Annotated in this window: 20 protein-coding genes, 2 tRNA genes and 1 pseudogene; 5 read left to right on the top strand and 18 right to left on the bottom strand. The window is 64.7% G+C overall.

Features of this window, described 5'->3' with window-relative positions; all coding sequences use genetic code 11:
* Window positions 1-76: 76 nt before the first annotated feature.
* The 10 genes and pseudogenes from P6U29_RS17655 to P6U29_RS17610 all read right to left on the bottom strand — a co-directional run.
* Window positions 77-292, bottom strand: coding sequence for a hypothetical protein (locus P6U29_RS17655; RefSeq protein WP_407118746.1), 216 nt, complete (start codon window positions 290-292; stop codon window positions 77-79).
* A gap of 275 nt (window positions 293-567) precedes the next feature.
* Window positions 568-1,797, bottom strand: a complete 1,230-nt coding sequence (locus P6U29_RS17650) for a CaiB/BaiF CoA transferase family protein (RefSeq protein ID WP_407118745.1) — start codon at window positions 1,795-1,797, stop codon at window positions 568-570.
* A gap of 181 nt (window positions 1,798-1,978) precedes the next feature.
* Window positions 1,979-3,184 (bottom strand): MFS transporter, encoded by a 1,206-nt coding sequence (locus P6U29_RS17645; RefSeq protein ID WP_407118744.1) that lies wholly within the window; start codon window positions 3,182-3,184, stop codon window positions 1,979-1,981.
* Between the two features lie 133 nt (window positions 3,185-3,317).
* Window positions 3,318-4,145: a 3-keto-5-aminohexanoate cleavage protein gene (locus tag P6U29_RS17640; RefSeq protein ID WP_407118743.1), complete on the bottom strand. Its 828-nt coding sequence runs from the start codon at window positions 4,143-4,145 to the stop codon at window positions 3,318-3,320.
* Between the two features lie 122 nt (window positions 4,146-4,267).
* A complete protein-coding gene (locus P6U29_RS17635) occupies window positions 4,268-5,665 on the bottom strand; it encodes an MFS transporter (protein WP_407118742.1) in 1,398 nt (465 codons plus the stop codon).
* A 367-nt stretch (window positions 5,666-6,032) separates the two neighbouring features.
* Window positions 6,033-6,203 carry a hypothetical protein gene (locus tag P6U29_RS17630; RefSeq protein ID WP_198028350.1) on the bottom strand — a complete coding sequence of 57 codons (171 nt, stop codon included), beginning with the start codon at window positions 6,201-6,203 and terminating at the stop codon, window positions 6,033-6,035.
* 39 nt (window positions 6,204-6,242) lie between these two features.
* Window positions 6,243-6,446, bottom strand: coding sequence for a hypothetical protein (locus P6U29_RS17625; RefSeq protein WP_061030115.1), 204 nt, complete (start codon window positions 6,444-6,446; stop codon window positions 6,243-6,245).
* Between the two features lie 59 nt (window positions 6,447-6,505).
* Window positions 6,506-7,840 carry a PQQ-dependent sugar dehydrogenase gene (locus P6U29_RS17620; RefSeq protein WP_407118741.1) on the bottom strand — a complete coding sequence of 445 codons (1,335 nt, stop codon included), beginning with the start codon at window positions 7,838-7,840 and terminating at the stop codon, window positions 6,506-6,508.
* Window positions 7,837-8,289, bottom strand: a complete 453-nt coding sequence (locus P6U29_RS17615; RefSeq protein WP_407118740.1) for a DUF2231 domain-containing protein — start codon at window positions 8,287-8,289, stop codon at window positions 7,837-7,839. The genes P6U29_RS17620 and P6U29_RS17615 overlap by 4 nt, the downstream gene beginning before the upstream one ends.
* A 103-nt stretch (window positions 8,290-8,392) precedes the next feature.
* Window positions 8,393-8,854: pseudogene (locus P6U29_RS17610) on the bottom strand (NuoB/complex I 20 kDa subunit family protein); the annotation flags it as partial.
* A 234-nt stretch (window positions 8,855-9,088) separates the two neighbouring features.
* On the opposite strand from P6U29_RS17610, the gene P6U29_RS17605 reads away from it, so the two are divergent.
* Window positions 9,089-9,583, top strand: a complete 495-nt coding sequence (locus P6U29_RS17605) for a ferritin-like domain-containing protein (RefSeq protein ID WP_407118739.1) — start codon at window positions 9,089-9,091, stop codon at window positions 9,581-9,583.
* Between the two features lie 476 nt (window positions 9,584-10,059).
* Here P6U29_RS17605 and P6U29_RS17600 read toward each other — a convergent pair.
* The 3 genes from P6U29_RS17600 to P6U29_RS17590 form a co-directional block, all read right to left on the bottom strand.
* A tRNA-Gly gene (locus P6U29_RS17600) sits at window positions 10,060-10,133 on the bottom strand.
* A gap of 345 nt (window positions 10,134-10,478) precedes the next feature.
* The gene (locus P6U29_RS17595) at window positions 10,479-10,682 is read right to left on the bottom strand and encodes a hypothetical protein (RefSeq protein ID WP_407118738.1); all 204 of its coding nucleotides are present in this window, start codon (window positions 10,680-10,682) and stop codon (window positions 10,479-10,481) included.
* Between the two features lie 26 nt (window positions 10,683-10,708).
* Window positions 10,709-10,894 carry a hypothetical protein gene (locus P6U29_RS17590; RefSeq protein WP_407118737.1) on the bottom strand — a complete coding sequence of 62 codons (186 nt, stop codon included), beginning with the start codon at window positions 10,892-10,894 and terminating at the stop codon, window positions 10,709-10,711.
* A gap of 199 nt (window positions 10,895-11,093) precedes the next feature.
* On the opposite strand from P6U29_RS17590, the gene P6U29_RS17585 reads away from it, so the two are divergent.
* Window positions 11,094-11,474: a YciI family protein gene (locus P6U29_RS17585; protein WP_122406594.1), complete on the top strand. Its 381-nt coding sequence runs from the start codon at window positions 11,094-11,096 to the stop codon at window positions 11,472-11,474.
* A gap of 3 nt (window positions 11,475-11,477) precedes the next feature.
* On the opposite strand, the gene P6U29_RS17580 is transcribed toward P6U29_RS17585, so the two are convergent.
* The gene (locus P6U29_RS17580) at window positions 11,478-12,068 is read right to left on the bottom strand and encodes a TMEM175 family protein (protein WP_407118736.1); all 591 of its coding nucleotides are present in this window, start codon (window positions 12,066-12,068) and stop codon (window positions 11,478-11,480) included.
* A 126-nt stretch (window positions 12,069-12,194) separates the two neighbouring features.
* On the opposite strand from P6U29_RS17580, the gene P6U29_RS17575 reads away from it, so the two are divergent.
* Window positions 12,195-14,252: an ATP-dependent helicase gene (locus P6U29_RS17575; protein WP_407118735.1), complete on the top strand. Its 2,058-nt coding sequence runs from the start codon at window positions 12,195-12,197 to the stop codon at window positions 14,250-14,252.
* Here the strand turns inward: P6U29_RS17575 and P6U29_RS17570 are convergent, their stop codons facing one another.
* Genes P6U29_RS17570 through P6U29_RS17560 form a run of 3 tightly spaced genes read right to left on the bottom strand, consistent with a single transcriptional unit; the run spans window position 14,253 to window position 17,372 of the window.
* Window positions 14,253-15,500: an amidohydrolase family protein gene (locus P6U29_RS17570; protein ID WP_407118734.1), complete on the bottom strand. Its 1,248-nt coding sequence runs from the start codon at window positions 15,498-15,500 to the stop codon at window positions 14,253-14,255. It abuts the gene before it with no gap.
* A gap of 13 nt (window positions 15,501-15,513) precedes the next feature.
* Window positions 15,514-16,017 carry a GAF domain-containing protein gene (locus P6U29_RS17565; protein WP_407118733.1) on the bottom strand — a complete coding sequence of 168 codons (504 nt, stop codon included), beginning with the start codon at window positions 16,015-16,017 and terminating at the stop codon, window positions 15,514-15,516.
* The gene (locus tag P6U29_RS17560) at window positions 16,014-17,372 is read right to left on the bottom strand and encodes an MFS transporter (RefSeq protein ID WP_407118732.1); all 1,359 of its coding nucleotides are present in this window, start codon (window positions 17,370-17,372) and stop codon (window positions 16,014-16,016) included. The genes P6U29_RS17565 and P6U29_RS17560 overlap by 4 nt, the downstream gene beginning before the upstream one ends.
* A 112-nt stretch (window positions 17,373-17,484) precedes the next feature.
* On the opposite strand from P6U29_RS17560, the gene P6U29_RS17555 reads away from it, so the two are divergent.
* Both P6U29_RS17555 and P6U29_RS17550 read left to right on the top strand, forming a co-directional pair.
* Entirely contained in the window at window positions 17,485-18,408 is a 924-nt protein-coding gene (locus P6U29_RS17555) for a LysR family transcriptional regulator (RefSeq protein ID WP_407118731.1), read from the top strand.
* Between the two features lie 138 nt (window positions 18,409-18,546).
* Window positions 18,547-19,578, top strand: coding sequence for an LLM class flavin-dependent oxidoreductase (locus P6U29_RS17550; protein WP_407118730.1), 1,032 nt, complete (start codon window positions 18,547-18,549; stop codon window positions 19,576-19,578).
* 121 nt (window positions 19,579-19,699) lie between these two features.
* Here P6U29_RS17550 and P6U29_RS17545 read toward each other — a convergent pair.
* A tRNA-Tyr gene (locus P6U29_RS17545) sits at window positions 19,700-19,785 on the bottom strand.
* Window positions 19,786-19,975: the final 190 nt, after the last annotated feature.

Below are 19,975 nucleotides of genomic sequence, written 5' to 3'. Positions count from 1 at the left end.
GCGAGATGACGCCTGACTACATCAGGCTGCAGTCAGGGCGGTTCGCTTCTGATCGAAGTGTAGTCGCAACGGCGGGCTACGCCCGCCGCGGCATCTCCTCGGCCTCTTCCTTGGCGAGCAGCAGCAGCATCTCGATGCCCATCTCGCCTTCCTGCGGTGAGCGGATGAACTTTATTTCGTCCGCGCTCTGCCGCAGTGCGGCAATGATGGCGACGGCCTGATTAGCGGTGGCCGCCTCGGTCGCCAGAATGGCCTTCTGGTCCTTGGCCTGGAACCCGATCGTGTAGGACATTGACTTCCCTCCCGCACTCAAGTGGAGAGATCGAAGCAGAGTCTCGCGCGGAACGGAAGCCTGTGCGACTACGGACCCGGGTTATCTGGGGATTGCGGACAAGCCTCAGGCAAGCTCCAGCATCGCGCGCGCGTCCTCGGGGTGCCGGGGCTGGGGAGCTTGGGTATCTTTTTTACCGAGGGCAAGAAACGGCCGCCGGAACCGCTCGTGAGATTGATCCGGCACAAATCTTCTCACCCTCCCCTGGAGGGCCCTCCAGGGGGAGGGTAATAGCGTCAGACAATCCCCTGCTGCTTGAGCTGCTCGATCTTGCCGGCATCATAGCCGAGCTTGGCACTGAGCACCTCCTGGGTGTGCTCCCCGAGTAGCGGCGGCGCGCGGTAGTCCTTGATCGGGGTCTCCGACAAAGTCAGCGCGTTGCGGACCAGCGAAAGATCGGGCTCGAAGCGGTGGTTGACCTTCACCCGCATGCCGCGCGACTGCACGTGCGGATCGGAAAACACCTGCTCGAAATTGTTGATCGGACCTGACGGCACGCCGGCCTCCTCCAGCTTGTCCAGCCAGTAGGCCACCGGCTGCTTCAGGAACAGGCCGGCGAAGATCGCCATGATCTCCTTGCCGTGCACGACGCGGTCGTTGTTCTTGACGAAGCGCGGATCGCTCGCGAGCTCGGGCTCGCCGAGCACGGCGCAGGTGCGCTGAAACTGGCCGTCATTGCCGACCACCAGCATCAACTCGCCGTCGGCGCAGCGGAACACGCCGGCCGGCATGCCGCCATTGCCCCAGGTGCCGCGGCGCGGCGGTGTCTTGCCGTTGACGAGATAGATCTGCAGCCAGTGCGACAAGGATGCGATGACGGTATCGAACAGGCAGACGTCGATGTGCTGTCCCTGCCCGCCATTGGCGTCGCGATAGTAGAGCGCCGAGAGAATTCCGATCGAGGCGTTCATGCCGGTCATGTAGTCGACGATCGACGGGCCGACCTTCATCGGGCCCTCGCCAGGCTCGCCGTCGATATGGCCGGTGACGCTCATCAAGCCGCCCATCGCCTGCAGGATGGCGTCATAGCCGGCACGCGGCGCATAGGGGCCGGTCTGGCCGAAGCCGGTCACCGAGCAATAGATGATGCGGGGATTGATCGCCTTGATGGTGTCGTAGTCGAGCCCGTAACGCTTGAGATCACCGACCTTGTAGTTCTCCATGAAGACGTCGGCGTCCTTGGCGAGCTCGCGGATGATCGCCTGCCCTTCCGGCTTGGCGATGTTGACCGTGACCGACTTCTTGTTGCGGTTGGCGCAAAGATAGAACGAATTGTTGTTGTTGGCCTTGCCCTCGGGGTCGGCCAGGTAAGGCGGGCCGAAGGCGCGCGCGTCGTCGCCGGTGCCCGGCCGCTCGATCTTGATCACCTCCGCGCCGAGATCCCCCAGCATCTGGGTCGACAGGGGCCCGGCGAGCACACGGGTGAGGTCAAGGATCTTGATGCCTGAGAGCGGCAAGGCCGACATGTCGATTTCCTCCGGGGAACTGATCTTGGCGCGGCGGCGAGATCGCAGGCCGCGCTCCCTGCGGATACACCATTTTCGTGCCCTGAGCACTGCACTGACGGCATACGGCCATCTCTTGCCGGGCAAACGGCGCCAATTCCTGCCCGCAACTTTCCGCGTCGCGAATATCGCCTCGACGGGCTCAGGTCACGCCGGCCGCAACCGCCCGTGGCCGTCGCCGGCCGAGCAGGATCAAGATCAATACCGTGGCGCAGGAGAATACGAAGGTGAGACCGAGCGCACCGCGGCTGCCGAACGCAGTGAGCAGGCCGACCAGGAGCGGCGGCGAGATGGCGGAGGCCAGATTGACCGGCAGCGCGATCATCGACATTGCCTTGGCGAACTCGGCTTGGTCATAGAATACGAGCGGGATGGTCGCCCGCGCCACCGCCATTGCGCCGCTGCCGGCGCCATAGAGCAGGATGAAGACCGCAACCGCCCAGGTGGCGCCCTCGCTCATCATCAACAGCAGCATGGCCAGCGGCAATGCAGTGCCCGCAACGAGCCCGGTGGTGATGCCGTCCCACCGCCCGCGGCCGAGGAAATCCAGCCCGCGGGCGCTGACCTGGATCACGCCCAGCATCGAGCCGAACGCCAGCGCCTGAGCCGGCGCCAGCCCCTCCGCCCGCAACAGCTCGATCAAGATGGCGCTGATGCCGAAATTGACGAAGGCGTTCAGCGTGATGGCCGCGACGACGAGGCCGAACGTGCTCCTTGGAATCGCAGGCGGCGACGACCGCTTGGCCGGTTCGGCGCCATCGTCCTGTGCGATCTTCCGGCGCGGTGCGCAAAACGCATAGAGCGGGAGGCTGACGACGAGCATCATCGCCGCGTAGACGAGGCACGTCCCGCGCCAGCCGAGATGACCGCTCAGGAACGAGGTCGTCGGCCAGAAGATGCTGCTGGACAGGCCCGTCACCAGCATGAGCGCGCCGATCGCATTCTTGGCCTGCCGCCCCGCGATCTCGTTCAGCATGATATAGGCGCCGGTCGACAGCGTGGCGCTGCCGGCGATGCCGAGGACGATCCACGCGGCGAAATACAGCATCGGCTCGCGCGCGAGAGCGAGCAGCACGAAACCCGGCGCAGTGACGATCGTGCCGACCATCATGACCGTCCGCGCGCCATGCCGCGCAAACGACTTGGCGAGCAGTGGGCCGCAAAGCCCCATCGAGACGTAGAGAACGGACGTGCCTGCGAACACCGCCGGAAGGCTCATGCCGAGATCGGCGGCGAGATCGCGCCCGACGATGGCGGGAAGGCCGATCGTGCCCCATCCGACCAGCTGCGTGATCGCAAGCACCAGCAGGACGCCGATCAGCCTGCCATCAGATTTCAAGAACTGCATTCCAAACGTCGCCTGCCCGCCAGGCGCAGATTGCGCCTGTGCACCTGTCTTATCTGCAGACTCGGCGCACGGGAACGCCGGCCGCCGAATGGCAGGAGGCAGCCGGAAGCATGTCGGGCGGTAGAAAGGCGTCCTACCCCGCGATCCCAAGCAAGGATCGCGCCTCGGCTGCGGTCGCAACGCGCCGGCCGTGGCGCGCGACCGCCTCGGCGGCGATGGCGACCAGCTCCGCGTTGCTGGCGGCGAGACGCGTCTTGTCGATCCGGATATTGTCCTCGAGCCCGGTGCGAACCGCGTCGGCGCCGCGCGCGAGCGCCCAGCCCATGACCTCGGCTTGATGGCGGCCAATTCCGGCTGCGGTCCAGGTCGCCTTCGGGATCAGCCGCCTGAGCTCTCCCAGCAGAATGTCGAGCACATGCTCGTCCGCCGGCATCGCATTCTTGACGCCCATGACGAACTGAACGTGCGGACGCGCGTCGATGAGGCCGGCCTCGATCAAGCGCCCGGCGCCATGCAGATGCGACAGGTCGAAGATCTCGATTTCCGGCCGGATGCCGTTCGCCTTCATGCCGGTGGCGAGCGTCTCGACCAGCGCGGCGCTGTTCTCGTAGACGATGGTCGGAAAGTTCACCGATCCCGTGGAGAGCGAGGCCATGTCGGGCTTGAGGTAGAGCGCCGATCCGCGCGCCGAGGGATCGCGGCCCCGCCCGCCGGTCGAGAACTGGACGATCATTCCCGGACAATGCGTCCTGATCCCCTCCTGCACCCTGGCAAAACGCTCGGGGTCGGAAGACGGCGTCTCGTCATCGTTGCGAACGTGGATATGTGCAAGCGTGGCCCCTGCCTCGAAGGCTTGGTGCGTCGATTCGATCTGCTCGGCCGGCAGGATCGGGACCGCCGGATTGTCCTTCTTGCGTGGAACGGAGCCGGTGATTGCGACGGCAATGACAGCGGGGTTCATCCTGCAACCTCATGATTTTTGCGCTCGTGCGCATAAGGCTCGACTGGCCAGTCTTGCTACGCGTGAAGCCCTGCCACTGCAACATTCGTCGATCGCAGCGGCAGGGCCTCGTTCCGTTCGGATCAGGTCGGAATTGCGGTGGCACCGCTCGCTGCTGCCGCACGCTGCCGCTCATAATCGGCCCGCGCCATCGGAACGGCCTCGGGATTGCCGAGATCGTCGATCTTGACCCGATAGGTTTCGCGGGCCGTTACCGCCGCGAGCGCCGCGATGACCGTGATGCCGAAGGCGATGGCGCCAACCGTCAAGGGAATGTTGGCCGAGCCGGGAGGCGCCACGGTGGCGAACAAGGCGGGCAGCAATGCGGTGATGGTGGTGCCGATGTTCTGCGAGATCGCCATCGCGGATACCCGGGTGCGGGTCGGAAACAGCTCCGGATAGAAGCTCGGGAAGATCGCGTTGTAGCCCTGATAGACGACGCCCCACATCAAGAGCGACAGCAGGATCGCCAGCGGCACATTCCGAATGCTGATGGCATAGAGATAGCCGAAGGCGAGCAGGCCCGAGAGCAGCGCGCCCACGATGATCGGAGGCTTGCGGCCGACCTTGTCGGAGAGATGGCCGACGAAAGGAATGATGAATACGGCCAGCATGTTGCCGAGCACCGGGATCCACAGATAGACGTCCTTGGCAAAGCCGATGCCATAGGCCGGCTGCACCGCGTAGGCCGCACCGAAAATGGTCGCGACCACAGGAATGACGTTCATCAGCGCCATGCAGATCACCCTCAGCATGTCGGGCCAGCTCAACCTGATGGCCTGGACGATCGGAGCGCGCGGCGTTTCTCCCCGTTTCTCCTCGCGGGCAAAGGCAGGCGTTTCGTCGACTTCGCGGCGAATGATATAGCCCGCGACGATAACGAAGAAGCTGAGCAGGAACGGAATCCGCCAGCCCCAGCTGTTGAAGGCCTCGGTCGGCATATAGGCCGCCAGCGGCAGGAAAACCGCGGCCGCGAGGATTTGTCCGGCCTGCACGCCCTGAAGCGCGAAGCTCGCATAGAAGCCGCGCCGGCCGAACGGCGCATGCTCCAGGATCATCGAGCTGGCGCCGGAGATTTCACCGGCCACGGCAAATCCCTGCACGAGGCGCAGCATGACGAGCAGGATCGGCGCCAGGATGCCGGCCTGCTGATAGGTCGGCAGCAAGCCGACGGCCATCGTCGAGATGCCCATCAGGAACATGCAGAGGATGAGGACGGTCTTGCGGCCATGCGTGTCGCCCCAATGTCCGAGCACGAAGGCACCTATCGGCCGCGCCACGTATCCGACGCCATATGTCGCAAGCGATGCAACGATCGCAACGGTGGGATTGTCCGACGGGAAGAAGATCTGCGGGAAGATCAGCGATGCCGCCGTGGCGTAGATGAAGAAGTCATAATATTCGAGAGCCGAGCCGATCCAGCCGCTTGCTGCAGCCTTCCTCGACTGACTCCTGTCATGGATCGCGCGCGTGGTAGCCATCAGAAAAATTCCTCCCGATCTGGCTTGTTCGTTGACGTCCCGTTGGCGGGCTTCGTCGGACATTTGGGCAGCAATCTCCGAACGCTCTGCGGAACTCCGCGAGCGCTTGGCACTTGCCGGTCGGTGTCTTGAGTGAGGATGACAATAGGCTTTCGCCGGGGTAACACAATTACCCAGTTATGCGATAAACCTAACATGATGTTATGGCGTTGGCGGCCGCGATGGAGGCCGGAAAACGGCGTCATCTTCAGCGACGGGCATCGAAGCCGACCGCCTCGAATTCAAACGCCGGTGCCGAGGTTGCGATCGGGATCGCCCGCCGGGCGCGGGCGGCTGATCGTCTGATCACGACAGCCGCCGAGCGGCGTCACGCGGTGTGGCCGGGATCAATATGCTTAGGGGTCTTCTTGTCGCGCTGGGGCGTCATCTTGGCCGGATCAGGCGCGTCCGGCACGCCGCGCGGTCCGAGCTGGTCGCGCTGGATGTCGTCCTCGGAGCGGGATGGCTCGACACCGTTGGGCTCACGGGGCTTGGTCATCGCGGCCTCCTTCTCTCGAACCCATGTCTGCGGCGGGCTCTAGACACCGAGCGCGTTGTCGCCGGCTTCGCGGCCGGGCACGCTGACATGGACTTCATGTCCCTCACGGAGGGCCAGGGATGCCGCGGCCACCGCCGACTCGAATGCGGCTTCTTTGGTGGCGTATCTGCTCTTGACGTCGCCGTCATGCAGCACGCCCCATTCGTCCTGCACCGGCACGATGGCGTATTGAGCGAGACCCATTGTCCTACTCCTGATTTGCCGTTCAAAAAATCACCTGAACTCTCAACGCGGTACCGGGCCTAACGTTGCGTCAGTTGCGGACGGGCGGCACTCACCCGCCAGACCGTGTTGCCGCTGTCGTCGGCGACCAGCAGCGCGCCGGTCTTGTCGATGGCGACTCCGACGGGGCGGCCGCGCGCCTGGTTCTTATCGTTGAGGAAGCCGGTGACGACGTCTTGCGCCGGGCCGCTCGGCTTGCCGTCCGTGAACGGTACGAACACGACCTTGTAGCCGTTGAGCACCTGCCTGTTCCAGCTGCCGTGCTCACCGACAAAGGCGCCGCCGCGATAATTGGCCGGCAGACTGGTGCCGGTGTTGAAGGCGAGCCCGAGCGGGGCGACATGCGAGCTCAGCGCGTAATCCGGCACGATCGCCTTGGCGACGAGATCAGGCCGCTCCGGCTTGACGCGGGGATCGACGTGCTGGCCGAAATAGCTGTAGGGCCAGCCATAGAAGCCGCCGTCCTTCACCGAGGTCAGGTAGTCAGGTACAAGATCGGGACCGAGCTCGTCGCGCTCGTTCACCACCGTCCACAGCGCACCGGTCTGCGGCTCGAAGCTGAGTCCGTTCGGATTGCGCAAACCGCTTGCGAACACGCGCCAGCGCCCGCTGGCACGATCGACCTCGAGGATCGCAGCGCGGTTGTGCTCGGCCTCCATGCCATTCTCGGTGATGTTGCTGTTGGAGCCGACACCGGCATAGAGCTTCGAGCCGTCGGGGCTGGCGACCAGGCTCTTGGTCCAGTGATGGTTGATCGGACCGCCCGGCAGCGGCGTCAGCACCGTGCCGGGCGCAGTGATCTTCGTATCCCCTTCCGTGTACGGATATCTGACGATGGCGTCTGTGTTGGCAACGTAGAGATCGTTGCCGACCAGCGCGACGCCGAACGGCGAGTTGAGGTGGTCGAGGAAGACGCTTTGCGTCTCCGGCACGCCGTCGCCATTGCTGTCGCGCAGCAGCGTGATGCGATCGCTCTCGCCGCTGTCGCCGCCGGAGGTCGCCCAGGACTCGACCAAGCCCATCACGATCTCCTTGGGCCGCTTGATCGGGGCGCCCTTCGGCGCCTTGGATTCCACCACCAGCACGTCGCCATTGGGAAGAACGTAAACCGAGCGCGGGTGCTGCAAGCCCGTGGCAAAGGCCTTGGCCTGCAAGCCTTGCGCAACCGTCGGCGTCTCGTCCTTCTTCCAGCCGACGATGCGCGCGATATGAACCGGCGGCAGCAGATATTGCTGGATGTCGGGCAGCACCGGATTGGCGCCGATTTGCGCCTTCGGATCACCGCTCCCGTCGTTGCAGCCGGCAAGACACAGCAAGGAGGAGCAGAGCAGCGCGCGCGCAATTGTGGTTCTCATCGCACAACTCCCACGCCGTGGCGGTACACCATGGCCCAGCCGAGCCAGCCCGTGACCGGCAGGATCAGGACGGTGAGGACCGAAAGAAGGAGCCCGACCGGCCAAACCGAGGTCCAGGCATCGCGGGTGTGGATCAGCACGTTGAAGATCGCCAGGATCAGCGCCCCGGCGTTGCCGATCAGATGCGGCCAGGCCGGCGTCTGCGCCCGCACCAGCCGGTTTCCGAGGAAGTCGGTCAGGCCGGCGATGGCCGCCAACACGCCGAAGATGACGCCGAAGAGCAGAAGCCAGGCCGAAAAATTCGCCCACATGATCTCGGCGCTGACGACATAAGCGATGTCGGTCAGCAGCGCCCCGATAAAACACACGATCGGGATCGGCACCAGCATCGGATGGATCGGATGACCCGCGATCTGCGCGGTGGAGCGCACGCGCACGTCGTCTTGCACGGTTGGCCTCGCGTGACTTTCGCCCCGCCCGGCCGGCCAACTCGCGCTTGCGGTGATGGTTCCTCAGACCGCGGCTTTCCCCCGGGGCCGACGGCTCATCGGGTCACCGCTCGATCGTTCCGGTTCGCCGAATCTTCTTCTGCAGGAGAACGAGCCCGTAAAGCAGGGCTTCAGCCGTCGGAGGACAGCCGGGCACATAGATGTCGACGGGCACGATGCGATCACAACCGCGCACGACCGAGTACGAATAGTGATAGTAGCCGCCCCCGTTTGCGCACGATCCCATCGAGATGACGTAGCGCGGCTCCGGCATCTGGTCATAGACCTTGCGCAAGGCTGGCGCCATTTTGTTGCAGAGCGTACCCGAGACGATCATGACGTCGGACTGCCTTGGCGATGCGCGAGGTGCGGCGCCAAACCGCTCGATGTCGTATCGTGGCATTGACACCTGCATCTGCTCGATCGCACAGCACGCAAGGCCGAACGTCATCCACATCAGAGAACCCGATCGCGCCCATGTGATGAGGTCGTCGAGCGGGGCGACGAAGTAGCCACGGTCACCGAGATGGTCCTGGACATTGTCGAAGGCAGCGTTTTCGAGATGGTTCATGGCGATCGCCTGCAAGCCCTTCCTGATGCTGCAAGTACGGCTCCGTCTCGCTGTTCCTAATTTCTTCGCTGTTTCCTCGGCCCCGAGCTCATCAAATGTCGTTTGCACCCCGGAACAGTCTCGCGGATAGGCGGTTGACCGCCAAATCCGGAACCGGGTCATCCCAAACTCAAGCCATGGACGGACATCATGAAGATCGAAAACTTCAAAGACCTGTACGTCGCCGAGCTGCAGGAACTCGTCAGCATGGAGGATCAGCTGAGTGATGCACTCAAGCGAATGGCCGAGATGGCGGTGCATCCCTCCCTGAAACTTGCCCTGGCCGAGCATCAGCAAGAGACGGAGGAACAAGGTCAACGGCTTCAGAAAATCCTGCGGAGGCATGGCGCAGATGCGCGCGTGCACACCGACCAGGCCGTGGAATCGTTGATCGAAGAGACTGCGAAGATGATGACGATGGTGACGCAGGATGACTTGCGCGACGCCGCGATGATCGCCTCGGCCCAGAAGCTGGAACATTACGAGATTGCCGCCTATGGCAGCGCAGCCGCTCTTGCCGGACAGCTCGAGTTCAGGGAAGACCAGAACATCCTGCACGAGAGCCTGGAGGAGGAGAAGGCGGCCGACGCCATGCTGACGATGCTCGCAAAGGGCGAAGTCAATCTCGATGCTCTTGCAGCCTGACCGGAACGTCGCTGGTGAGTGCCGGGGCCGCCGGGTCGGGCCGTGAGCGCAATTCCGGTACCCGCAAGCACGCGTGAAACCAGCCGCTGCGCTTGGCCTTTTCGATGCGAAACTTTGGAGGAACTTTGGATGTATCAGTTCCAAAATCTGCCGAGGGTGCTTCCATGCGCAAATGGCAAATGCGCGCCCCTCTTCAAAACAAGAACCCCGCTGGTTACCGGGGTAACCTGGCGGGGCTTGTGAACAAATCTTTGATTTGGTTTATCCGCAGCTTTCGCTCTGGCCTCGCCATTTCATCGATCGTCCACTGAATTACCAACCGATGACCTCCATGGACGTTCCAGACGGCGGTCATTTTTAATGTTTCCGATTGTCCGTGCTGGCGCTGGAGCGCAAGGCGTTGAGCGGAGGAAGGCCGGATCTTCGAGAGGAATGGAACGGGAGCCCGCGCTTACCCTTCGGGCGGTACGTCCGATTGGAGCGGGTGAAGGGAATCGAACCCTCGTATTCAGCTTGGAAGGCTGCTGCTCTACCATTGAGCTACACCCGCGTTACGGGCTCCCTAACACGGCCGGACGGCGGTCTCAACTGCCGAGGAGGTCGCTTTCCGGCGTCTTCCACCCCTCGCGGACCGCCTCTGGTCCCTCCAGGATTCGCCGCCCCTTAACAGCGGCAGCAATGCTACCTATATTGAAGACTTCCGAAACCAACGAAAGGAGGTGATCCAGTGTCTTATCTCAAGCGCTGTCACCTCGCTGGGATCGCCCGCTGAGCTTTGGCTAAAGCTTGGCATCGGGGCGCTCTCGGCCCTGGACCAGCGAGCAAGAAATCGGGCGCGACGGGGCCTCCCCGCCGCGCCTTTTCTTTGCGATTTCCTTGAAGCCGGATCGCCGGGTCAGCCGGCGCGAAGCCGCTCGCGCAGTGCGACGGCGGCGATCAGCATGCCGACGCACCAGGCGACGACCGCGCGGTGCGGCTCGCCGCCGAGCAGCACCGTGAAGAGGCTCGCCAGAAGGCACGGCGCAATGGCCTTGCCGGTCCGGCTCATCAGCGCGACCAGGAACGGCATCGCCGCGATCGCTATTTGCAGGGCGTTCATTTTGAACGACCGCTCGTCGAAACGTGTCAGAAGCCGCAGATGTTGAACGCGCGCGGCCGTTTGCCGCGCCGGCTCTCCGCGATCCGCTCGCCGCCGTTCTCGGCCGAGCTGCCGTAATAGCGGTGATGGCCCGCCTCGTCGTGCAAATCGGCCGGCTGCGACTGTCCCGCCCGCCGCGCGTCGCAGATGATCTTGATGGTGTGACCCGACATTGCCGCCTCCAGCTAAAAGCTTTGTTGTTTGTGGTCCATCAGTCGCGACCACTTCCGGCGGCGTTCACATGGCAAAGCCGCAATCGGGTTTCAGAACGGTTTCGCCGCTTGCCGGCCACGCAATATTTTGCTTCGGGATTGTCGGCACGGGCTGCCGTGCCACGTCCTTGGAACTTGCGCAGAAAGAAACGAGGTGACGATGCTGTACGCCATCCTGGCCTATCACGTGGAAGACGAAGTCCTGTCCTGGACGCCGGAGCAGGACGCCGCGGTCGTGGCCAAAGTCATCGAGGTTCAAGCACCTCTTCGGGCAAGCGGACAGTTTGGACCGGCGGCCCGCCTGGATGAGACGCGAAAGGCCCGCACCCTGCGGGGCCCCGGCGCGGGCATGGTGCTGGACGGGCCGTTTGCCGAAACCAAGGAGCAGCTTCTGGGCTTCCACCTGATGCAATGCGCCACCGAGGATGAGGCGATCGCGGCGGCGCGGAAGCTGCGTGCGGTCAATCCGACGGCCGTCTACGAGATCCGCCCGGTCAAGCTTTACGTGCCGGCCGATGGGTTCGGCGCGACATCCGGTTGAGCCCTACGCGTCCGGCCCGGTCCGCCCCGCATAGAAGCGCTGGATCACGAGCCCACCGAACGCAATGAACCACACAAAGGGGGCGACCTGGGGCGCGAACGCCGCAGCGATGGTGCCCGGGATGAACACCAGGAGCGGAAACAGCGAGGCCATCATCTCGTGGCGCCAGCCGCCCAGGATCGTCCACCACAACCAGGCATTGAGGCCGGCAATCGCGGTCAAATGCAAGCCGTAGAGCACGGCGACGGCGTTGCTCATGCCGTAATTGGTGTAGAGGCCGTTGGTCACCGGCAGCAGCACGATCGAGAGCAGGAAAAACAGATTGAGGATCACCATCCCACGGCTGCCGACCGGCTGGCGCGCCAGCCGGCGGTGATGACTGATCCAGAACACGCCGGCGATGATGAAGCTGAGCGCGAAGCCGGCGAGCTTGCCGGAATAGACATGGGCAAGATCGCTCCAGCCAGGAGCGCTGGTGAACACCGCGGCCTTGGGCAGATCGTAGGCGAGCAGCGTCATGGCGACACCAAAGATGGTGTTGCTGAGCGATTCCAGCCGCCGCATCTCGAACTGGTCGGGCTTGAGCTCGGTCATAGCGGACGCGTTTCCCGGGCTGGAACTTGGGGCCGCCTCCCCCCTAAATCCTAAAGCCGGTTTCGTCCAGCCGCATTGCGATTCGCGCTGGGATCGCCGACTCTCATCCTTTCACCGGGGCGATTCGTGGCGACATATCTGGACACGCTCAATGCGGAGCAGCGCCGCGCCGTCGAGCATGGCGTGGCTGAAGGCGCGACCATGGGCGCCCCCCTGCTCGTCATTGCCGGCGCGGGCTCGGGCAAGACCAACACGCTGGCCCACCGCGTCGCGCATCTGATCGTCGCAGGCAGCGATCCCCGCCGCATCTTGCTGATGACGTTCTCCCGCCGCGCGGCGGCGGAGATGGCCGGCCGCGTCGAGCGTATCGCCCGCAAGGTGCTGGGTGAGAACAACGCCGCAGTCATGCGCGACGCGCTCACCTGGGCCGGCACCTTCCACGGCATCGGCGCGCGGCTCCTGCGCGAATATGCCGAGCGGATCGGCGTCGATCCCGCCTTCACCATCCATGACCGCGAGGATTCTGCCGACCTGATGAACCTGGTGCGGCACGAGCGCGGGCTGTCGAAGACCGAGAGCCGCTTTCCCGCCAAGGGCACCTGCCTGTCGATCTATTCCCGCTGCGTCAATGCGGAGATGGAGATCGAGAAGGTGCTCGGCCAGCACTATCCCTGGTGCGCGGGCTGGGCCGCCGAGCTGAAGGGTCTGTTCGCCGCCTATGTCGAGGCCAAGCAGGCCCAGCATGTGCTCGATTACGACGACCTCCTGCTCTACTGGTCGCAAATGATGAGCGATGCGCTGATTGCGGAAGAGATCGGCGGCCGCTTCGATCACGTGCTGGTCGACGAATACCAGGACACCAACCGCCTGCAATCCTCGATCCTGCTGGCGCTCAAGCCCGACGGCCGCGGCCTCACCGTCGTCGGCGACGACGCGCAGTCGATCTATTCGTTCCGCGCCGCCACCGTGCGCAACATCCTGGAATTTCCGCAGAGCTTCTCGCCGCGCGCGGAAATGATCACGCTTGACCGCAATTACCGCTCGACGCAAGCGGTGCTCTCGGCGGCGAACGGCGTCATTGGCCTCGCCCGCGAGCGCTTCACAAAAAACCTCTGGACCGACCGCACCTCGGGGCAGAAGCCGCAACTCGTCACCGTGCACGACGAGGCCGACCAGGCGCGCTACATCGTCGAAGCGGTGCTGGCCAATCGCGAGCAAGGTGCGCTGCTCAAGCACCAGGCGGTGCTGTTCCGGACGTCCTCGCATTCGGGTCCGCTCGAGATCGAGCTGACCCGCCGCAACATCCCCTTCGTCAAGTTCGGCGGGCTGAAATTCCTCGATGCCGCCCATGTCAAGGACGTGCTGGCGCTGCTGCGTTTCGCCGAAAATCCGCGCGACCGCGTCGCCGGCTTCCGCATCCTGCATCTCTTGCCGGGCATCGGCCCCGCGACCGCACAGCGCGTGCTCGACCAGATGGCGGAGAGCACCGACCCGCTTGCCGCGCTCGGCCGGCACCCGGTGCCAGCGCGCACCGGCGACGACTGGAGCGACTTCGTCCGCACCGTCGAAAACTTGCGCTATTCGGAATGGCCGGCCGACCTCGAACGCGTGCGGCTCTGGTACGAGCCGCATCTCGATCGCATCCATGAGGATTCCGAGACGCGCCGCGTCGATCTGATGCAGCTCGAGCAGATCGCGAGCGGCTATGCCTCGCGCGAGAAGTTTTTGACCGAGCTCACGCTCGATCCGCCCGATGCGACCAGCGACAAATCCGGACCACCCCTGCGCGACGAGGATTATCTGATCCTCTCCACCATCCATTCCGCCAAGGGCCAGGAGTGGAAATCGGTGTTCGTGCTCAATGTCGTCGACGGCTGCATGCCGTCGGATCTCGGCGCCGGCACCAGCGCCGAGCTCGAGGAGGAGCGCCGCCTGCTCTATGTCGCGATGACGCGCGCCAAGGACGATCTCCACCTCGTGGTGCCGCAGCGCTTCTTCGTCCACGGCCAGGCCGCCAAGGGCGATCGCCACGTCTACGCCTCGCGCACCCGCTTCATCCCGGAATCCCTGGTCTACCTGTTCGAGCGCGCCGCCTGGCCGAAAGCCGCGGCGGGCGCAGCGCGCACCGCGGCGCAGGGGCCGAAGATCGACATCGGGGCAAAGATGCGCGGGATGTGGCGGTAGTTACGCGTTCAGCCGGTCGAACTGGACCTTCCCCGCCTTCATCACCAGCGGGATGTGCTCGCCCTGACCGAGCAGGCAGGCAACATCGCGCAGCGGGTTGCCGTCGACCACCAGCAGGTCCGCGATAGCCTCCGGCACGATGCGGCCGAGCTTGCCCTCCGTGCCGAGCACCTCGGCGCCGATCACCGTCGCGCTGGCGATGACGGCGCGCGGGCCGAGGATTTCGGCGCGAATGCGGAACTCGTCGCTCTGCAGGCGCTGGGATGGGCCGAGCAAATCGCTGCCGAAGCCCATCTTCACGCCGGCGTCGCGATAAATCGCGAGCGAGCGCAGGCCGGCGTCACGGACATCGGCGATCTTGGCCACGCTCTCCGGCGGCAGGCCATATTGGGCGCCCTCGTTGGCCAGCGCCTCGTAAGTGACGAGCGTCGGCACCACATAGGCGCCCTTCTCGGCCATCAGCCGCGCGGTCGGCGCATCGACCAAATTGCCGTGCTCGATGGTGCGCACGCCGCAGCGCACCGCGCGCTCTATCGCGGCAGCGGTATAGGCGTGGGCGAGCACATAGGTCTGGCGCCCGCGTGCCTCCTCGACGATGGCGCGGATCTCGTCCTCGGAGTAACCAAAGGCGCCGACCGGATCGGTCGGCGAGGCGACACCGCCCGAGGCCATGATCTTGATCTGGTCGGCGCCCATCTGGAGCTCCTCGCGCGCCGCCTTGCGCACGCCGTCAACGCCGTCAGCAACGCGCGCCAGCGCGCCGACACGTACGCAGCAGGGACACGGCGCGTCGCTGGCGAGGTAATCGGAACGTGCCCGCATGTCGCCGTGGCCGCCGGTCTGGCTGAGCGCGCGGCCGGAGACGAACAGCCGCGGTCCATCGGTCAGGCCGGTCTCGATCGCCTGCTTCAGCGCGTGGCCGGCGCCGCCGGCGTCGCGAACCGTGGTGAAGCCACGCCGCAGCATGCCGCGCAAGAGCAGCGTCGAGCGCAGCGTCACCAGCACGTTCGGCATGTGCACCTGCTGCGCCAGATTGAGCTCGACCGCGATCGCGTGAACATGCAGATCGATCAGTCCGGGCATCAGCGTCTTGCCGTTCAAATCGATGGTGCGATCGGCGGTGGCCTGGATCGGCCGGTCGGATATCTCCTTGATCAGATTGTCCTCGACCAGCACATGATGCCCCTCCAGCAAATCTGGCTGCAGCGGGTCGAGCAGAGCGACGTTCTGGAAGAGAATGCTGGGCATCGCGACGGTCCTGTCAGAGTTCGGCCGGCGCGAGCAGCGCCGGCAAGGTAAGCTGGGCAAAGGGAAGGCACGCAGCGACATCATCTTCGCCGTACCAGCCCGCCTCGTGAAGCAGATTAAGCGAACCAAGCGTGCGCCCGCGCCAGCGCACGGGCATGTTGAGCACGCTCTCGCAGCCGAGCGAGGCGATCAGCTCATGATCGGAGAACACGGTGCGCAGATCGTCATGGGTACGGCCAATATAGGCTTCGCCGCGATCGAGCACGGCCTCGGTCCAAGGTCCAGGCGTGAGGCGCTTGCGTCCGCCGGTCGGGTATGGTCCGGGGAGATTGGAATAGACCCGGGCCGCCTCACCGCTGTTGCCGTCATAGGTGAGGATCGTGAACAGCTTGTGCCCGATCGCCGACTTCACGGCTTGGTCCAGCGCTACGTACAGCGCATCCGGCTGATCCACCCTGCCCTGCGCCGCCGCGACGGCACAGAGCCAGGGATCGGCCTTTGGTTTCGTCCGCGTCATGCCACCTCACCCGCGGCGATCTCCTCCAGCGAACGCCCGCGGGTCGGCACGCCCATCAGCACGACGGTGACAGCGCCGAGCAGCAGCACGGTGGTGGTGACGCCGAACACGCCGGCAAAGCCGAAGTTCGGATAGAGATAGCCAACCAGGATCGGCGAGACGATCGCGCCGATGCGGCCGATCGCCGACGCAAGGCCGGCGCCCGTGGTCCTCACCGGCGTCGGGAACACCTCGGCGGTGTATGCATAGACGCCCGCGTAGGTGCCGTTCATGAACAGCGACAGGAAGATCCCCGCCGCCATGATCTGCTGGTCACTCTGCGCGAAGGCGAGCCCGAGTGCGCTGACGCCGCCGAGCACCATGTAGGAGGCAATGGTCGCCTGCCGGCCGATGCGCTCGTTGAACCAGGCCGCACTGAAATAGCCGGGAATCTGCGCGCAATAGATCGCGATCGAATAGGCGAAGCTCTTGGTGATGCTCATGCCGTTCTGGACCAGGAGGCCGGGGATCCAGACGAAGAAGGAATAGTAGCTGAAGGTGATCGCCAGCCACATGGTCCAGGTCATGATGGTGATGCGCGCCTGCCGGCCCGCCAGAAGCGCGGCGAAATTGGCAAACAGTGTCCCGCCTGTCCCCGCCGGCGCCGCGGCTTCGAGGACCGGCTGCGGCAGGACATGGCCCTCGCGCGCAAAGCCCGCCTCGATCCTGTCCAGCAGGGCCTCGGCTTCCTTGCCCCTGCCCCGGCTTTCGAGCCAGCGCGGCGATTCTGGCAGCGACTTGCGCCACCACAACAGCATGACGACCGGCACCGCGGTGATCACCAATACGATACGCCAGCCGTTGTCGGAGGTGGGAACGATGAAGTAGCCGAGCAAGGCGGCGGCGACGAAGCCGAAGGAGAAGAAGCCGGCCAGCGCGCCGGTGAAGCTGCCGCGATAACGGCGCGCAACGAACTCCGCGAGATAAGGTGCGATGATCGCGCTCTCCGCGCCGGTGCCCATGCCGGCCACGACACGCGCGGCGAAAAAGGACGGCCATGTGTCAACCACTGCGCTCACGATCGATGCCGCGCAATACAGCGCCAGCGCCGACATCATCACCGCGCGGCGGCCGATCAGGTCGCCCAGCGTGCCGGCCAGCAACGCCCCGAACAGGAAGCCGATATAGGTGCTGCTGCCGAGCACGCCGATCTGCACGCTCGACAGATTCCACGCCGTGCGCAGCACCGGCAGGATGAAGGCCAGCACCGCCGCGTCCATCGCGTCGAACATGTAGCCGAGCCCGCCCATCAGCAGCAGATGCGTGTGGAAGCGTGCGAACGGAAGGCGCTCGATGCGCGCCGATATCATCGACATGAAAGTCCCCCTCGATTGTCACGGGCCCGGCGCGCCGCTCGGGAGGGAACCATAGACAAAGTGACATTATCGTCATAATTTATAATCATGATCTGATATATCACTATGGTGAATGTTCGTGTCGTTCCGCGCGCTCGACCTCAACCTCCTGAAAGTTTTCGAGGCGCTGATGACCGAGGGCAGCGTCACGCGCGCCGCGAATGCGTTGCGGATGACCCAGCCTGCGGTCAGCAACGCGCTCGCGCGGCTGCGCGACGCGCTCGGCGATCCCCTGTTCGTGCGAGCCGGCACCGGCATCCGTCCGACCCAGCGCGCCGTAGTGCTGTGGGAGCCGATCGGCGAGGCACTGGAAAGCGTCCGTGGCGCGCTCGACGAGCAGGAATTCGATGCCGCCCGTGCACAGACCGAATTCAGCCTGTCGATGTCGGACTACGTCTCCTCGCTGGTGATGCCGAACCTGCTCGACCATCTCGGCAAGGTTTCGCCAAAGTCGCGCGTCCACACCGTGCCCAATACCGTCGTAGAGATCGCCGACCAGCTCGAGGACAACAGAGTCGATTGCGTGCTCAGCGTCTATGTCAACGAGGCGCAGCAGCCGGCTGCCATTCGTTCGCGCTCGCTGTGGACGGTCGAGTATGCCTGCTTCATGCGGCGGGGCCATCCGCTTGCTGCCCAGAAACGGCTGAGCACGCGAACCTTCCTGAACGCGGGTCATGTCGACGTGAGCCTCGCGGGCAAGACCATGCCGTCCTATGACCTCTTCCTTGCCTCGCGCGGGCTGTCGCGCAACCTGGTCGCCACCGTCAATCACTACAGTGCGGCCTACGAGGTCGTGCGCCAGTCCGACCTGATCGCCGTGCTGCCGAGCGATCTGCGCTCGCAATCAAGGCATGCGCCGTTCCTGCATGCGATGCCGCTGCCTCTCAAAGCGCCGCCGCGCATCGTCAGCCTGTTCTGGCACCAGCGCAACGACACCGTGCCGGCGCAGCGCTGGCTGCGCGAGACCCTGGTCGAGATGTTCGCCAGATCCGATTGAGCCCGCCGGTTCGATGAAGAACCGGAAACTATGGCTTTCCTGGAGCAGCATTGTCGAAGCGGCCTTCGCCCCCTAGCTCACGGCAAGCATTTCCTCCCACATGACGGCGCCTTGTCGCGCCCCACAGAGACCTCATCGATGACCGCACCGCTCGAATTCGGACTAGATACCTTTGGCGATGTCACAAGAGATGCATCCGGCGGCATGATCACGCATGCGCAAGTGATCCGCAACGTCGTCGACGAAGCGGTGCTGGCCGACGAGCTCGGCCTCGACTTCATCGGACTTGGCGAACATCACCGCGCCGACTTCGCGATCTCCTCCCCTGAGACGGTGCTCGCGTCCATCGCATCGCGCACCAGGCGCATCCATCTCGGCTCTGCCGTGACGGTGCTGAGCTCGGACGATCCCATTCGCGTCTTCCAGCGCTTTGCAACACTGGACGCGCTCTCGAACGGGCGCGCCGAGGTGATCCTCGGCCGCGGCTCCTTCACCGAGTCTTTTCCGCTGTTCGGCTTCGACCTGCGCAAATATGAAGAACTGTTCGAGGAGAAGCTCGATTTGTTCGCCGCGCTGTTGTCGCAGAAGCCGGTCACCTGGGACGGCAAGCTGCGCCCGCCGCTGCGGGAGCAGCTGGTCTATCCGCCGGTCGAGAACGGCACGCTCAAAACGTGGATTGGCGTCGGCGGCAGTCCGCAATCGGTGGTGCGCGCCGCGCATTACGATCTGCCCCTGATGCTCGCGATCATCGGCGGCGATCCCGCGCGCTTTGCGCCCTATGTCGATCTCTATCACCGCGCCTTCAGGGAGTTCGGCCGCCCGGCCCGGCCGATCGGCGTGCATTCGCCGGGCTATGTGGCCGAGACAGATGCGCAGGCGCGCGAGGAGCTGTGGCCCGACTACAAGGCCATGCGCGACCGAATCGGCAAGGAGCGCGGCTGGCCGCCGATGGGGCGCGACGAGTTCGTCAGCGAGGCCGAACACGGCTCGCTCTATGTCGGCTCGCCGGAAACGGTGGCGCGCAAGATCGCGAAGACCGCAAAGGCGCTCGGGATTTCGCGGTTTCAGTTGAAGTACTCGGCGGGGCCGTTGCCGCACGAGAAGCTGATGCGGAGCATCGAGCTTTATGGGCGCAAGGTGGTACCGATGGTGCGGGAGATGATGGGGTGACGACGGCCTCTCGTCAGTCCGCCTTCGCCCTGCGGGCTACGGCGTGACAGCCTTCGCTCACTTCGCGCCACGAGCACTTATGCTGGCTTGCCTAGCCGTAGCTCGCGAAGCGAGCCAAGGCTGGTGGGGGAGGCAGGACTCGAACCTGCGAAGCCATGAGGCGGCTGATTTACAGTCAGCTCCCTTTGCCACTCGGGACACTCCCCCGCTCGACGGCAGCACAATCGGGCCGGACCTTGCCGGCGACCGAAGACGGCCATGGAACGTGAAGGCCGCGTCAGCCCGGATCGGGGCGCGACCGGGCGCGTTTATGGGCGAAGCGGTGGGGCAAAGTCAACCGAGGCAAGCAGCTAAAATCGCCCCCTCAGGCACTGAAATTGCCATATTCCGGAACCCG

The sequence above is a fragment of the Bradyrhizobium sp. LMG 9283 genome (assembly GCF_045571415.1).
Classification (GTDB): Bacteria; Pseudomonadota; Alphaproteobacteria; order Rhizobiales; family Xanthobacteraceae; genus Bradyrhizobium.
Note: the sequence above shows the minus strand (reverse complement) of the source record. Positions and strands in the feature narration are given on the sequence as shown.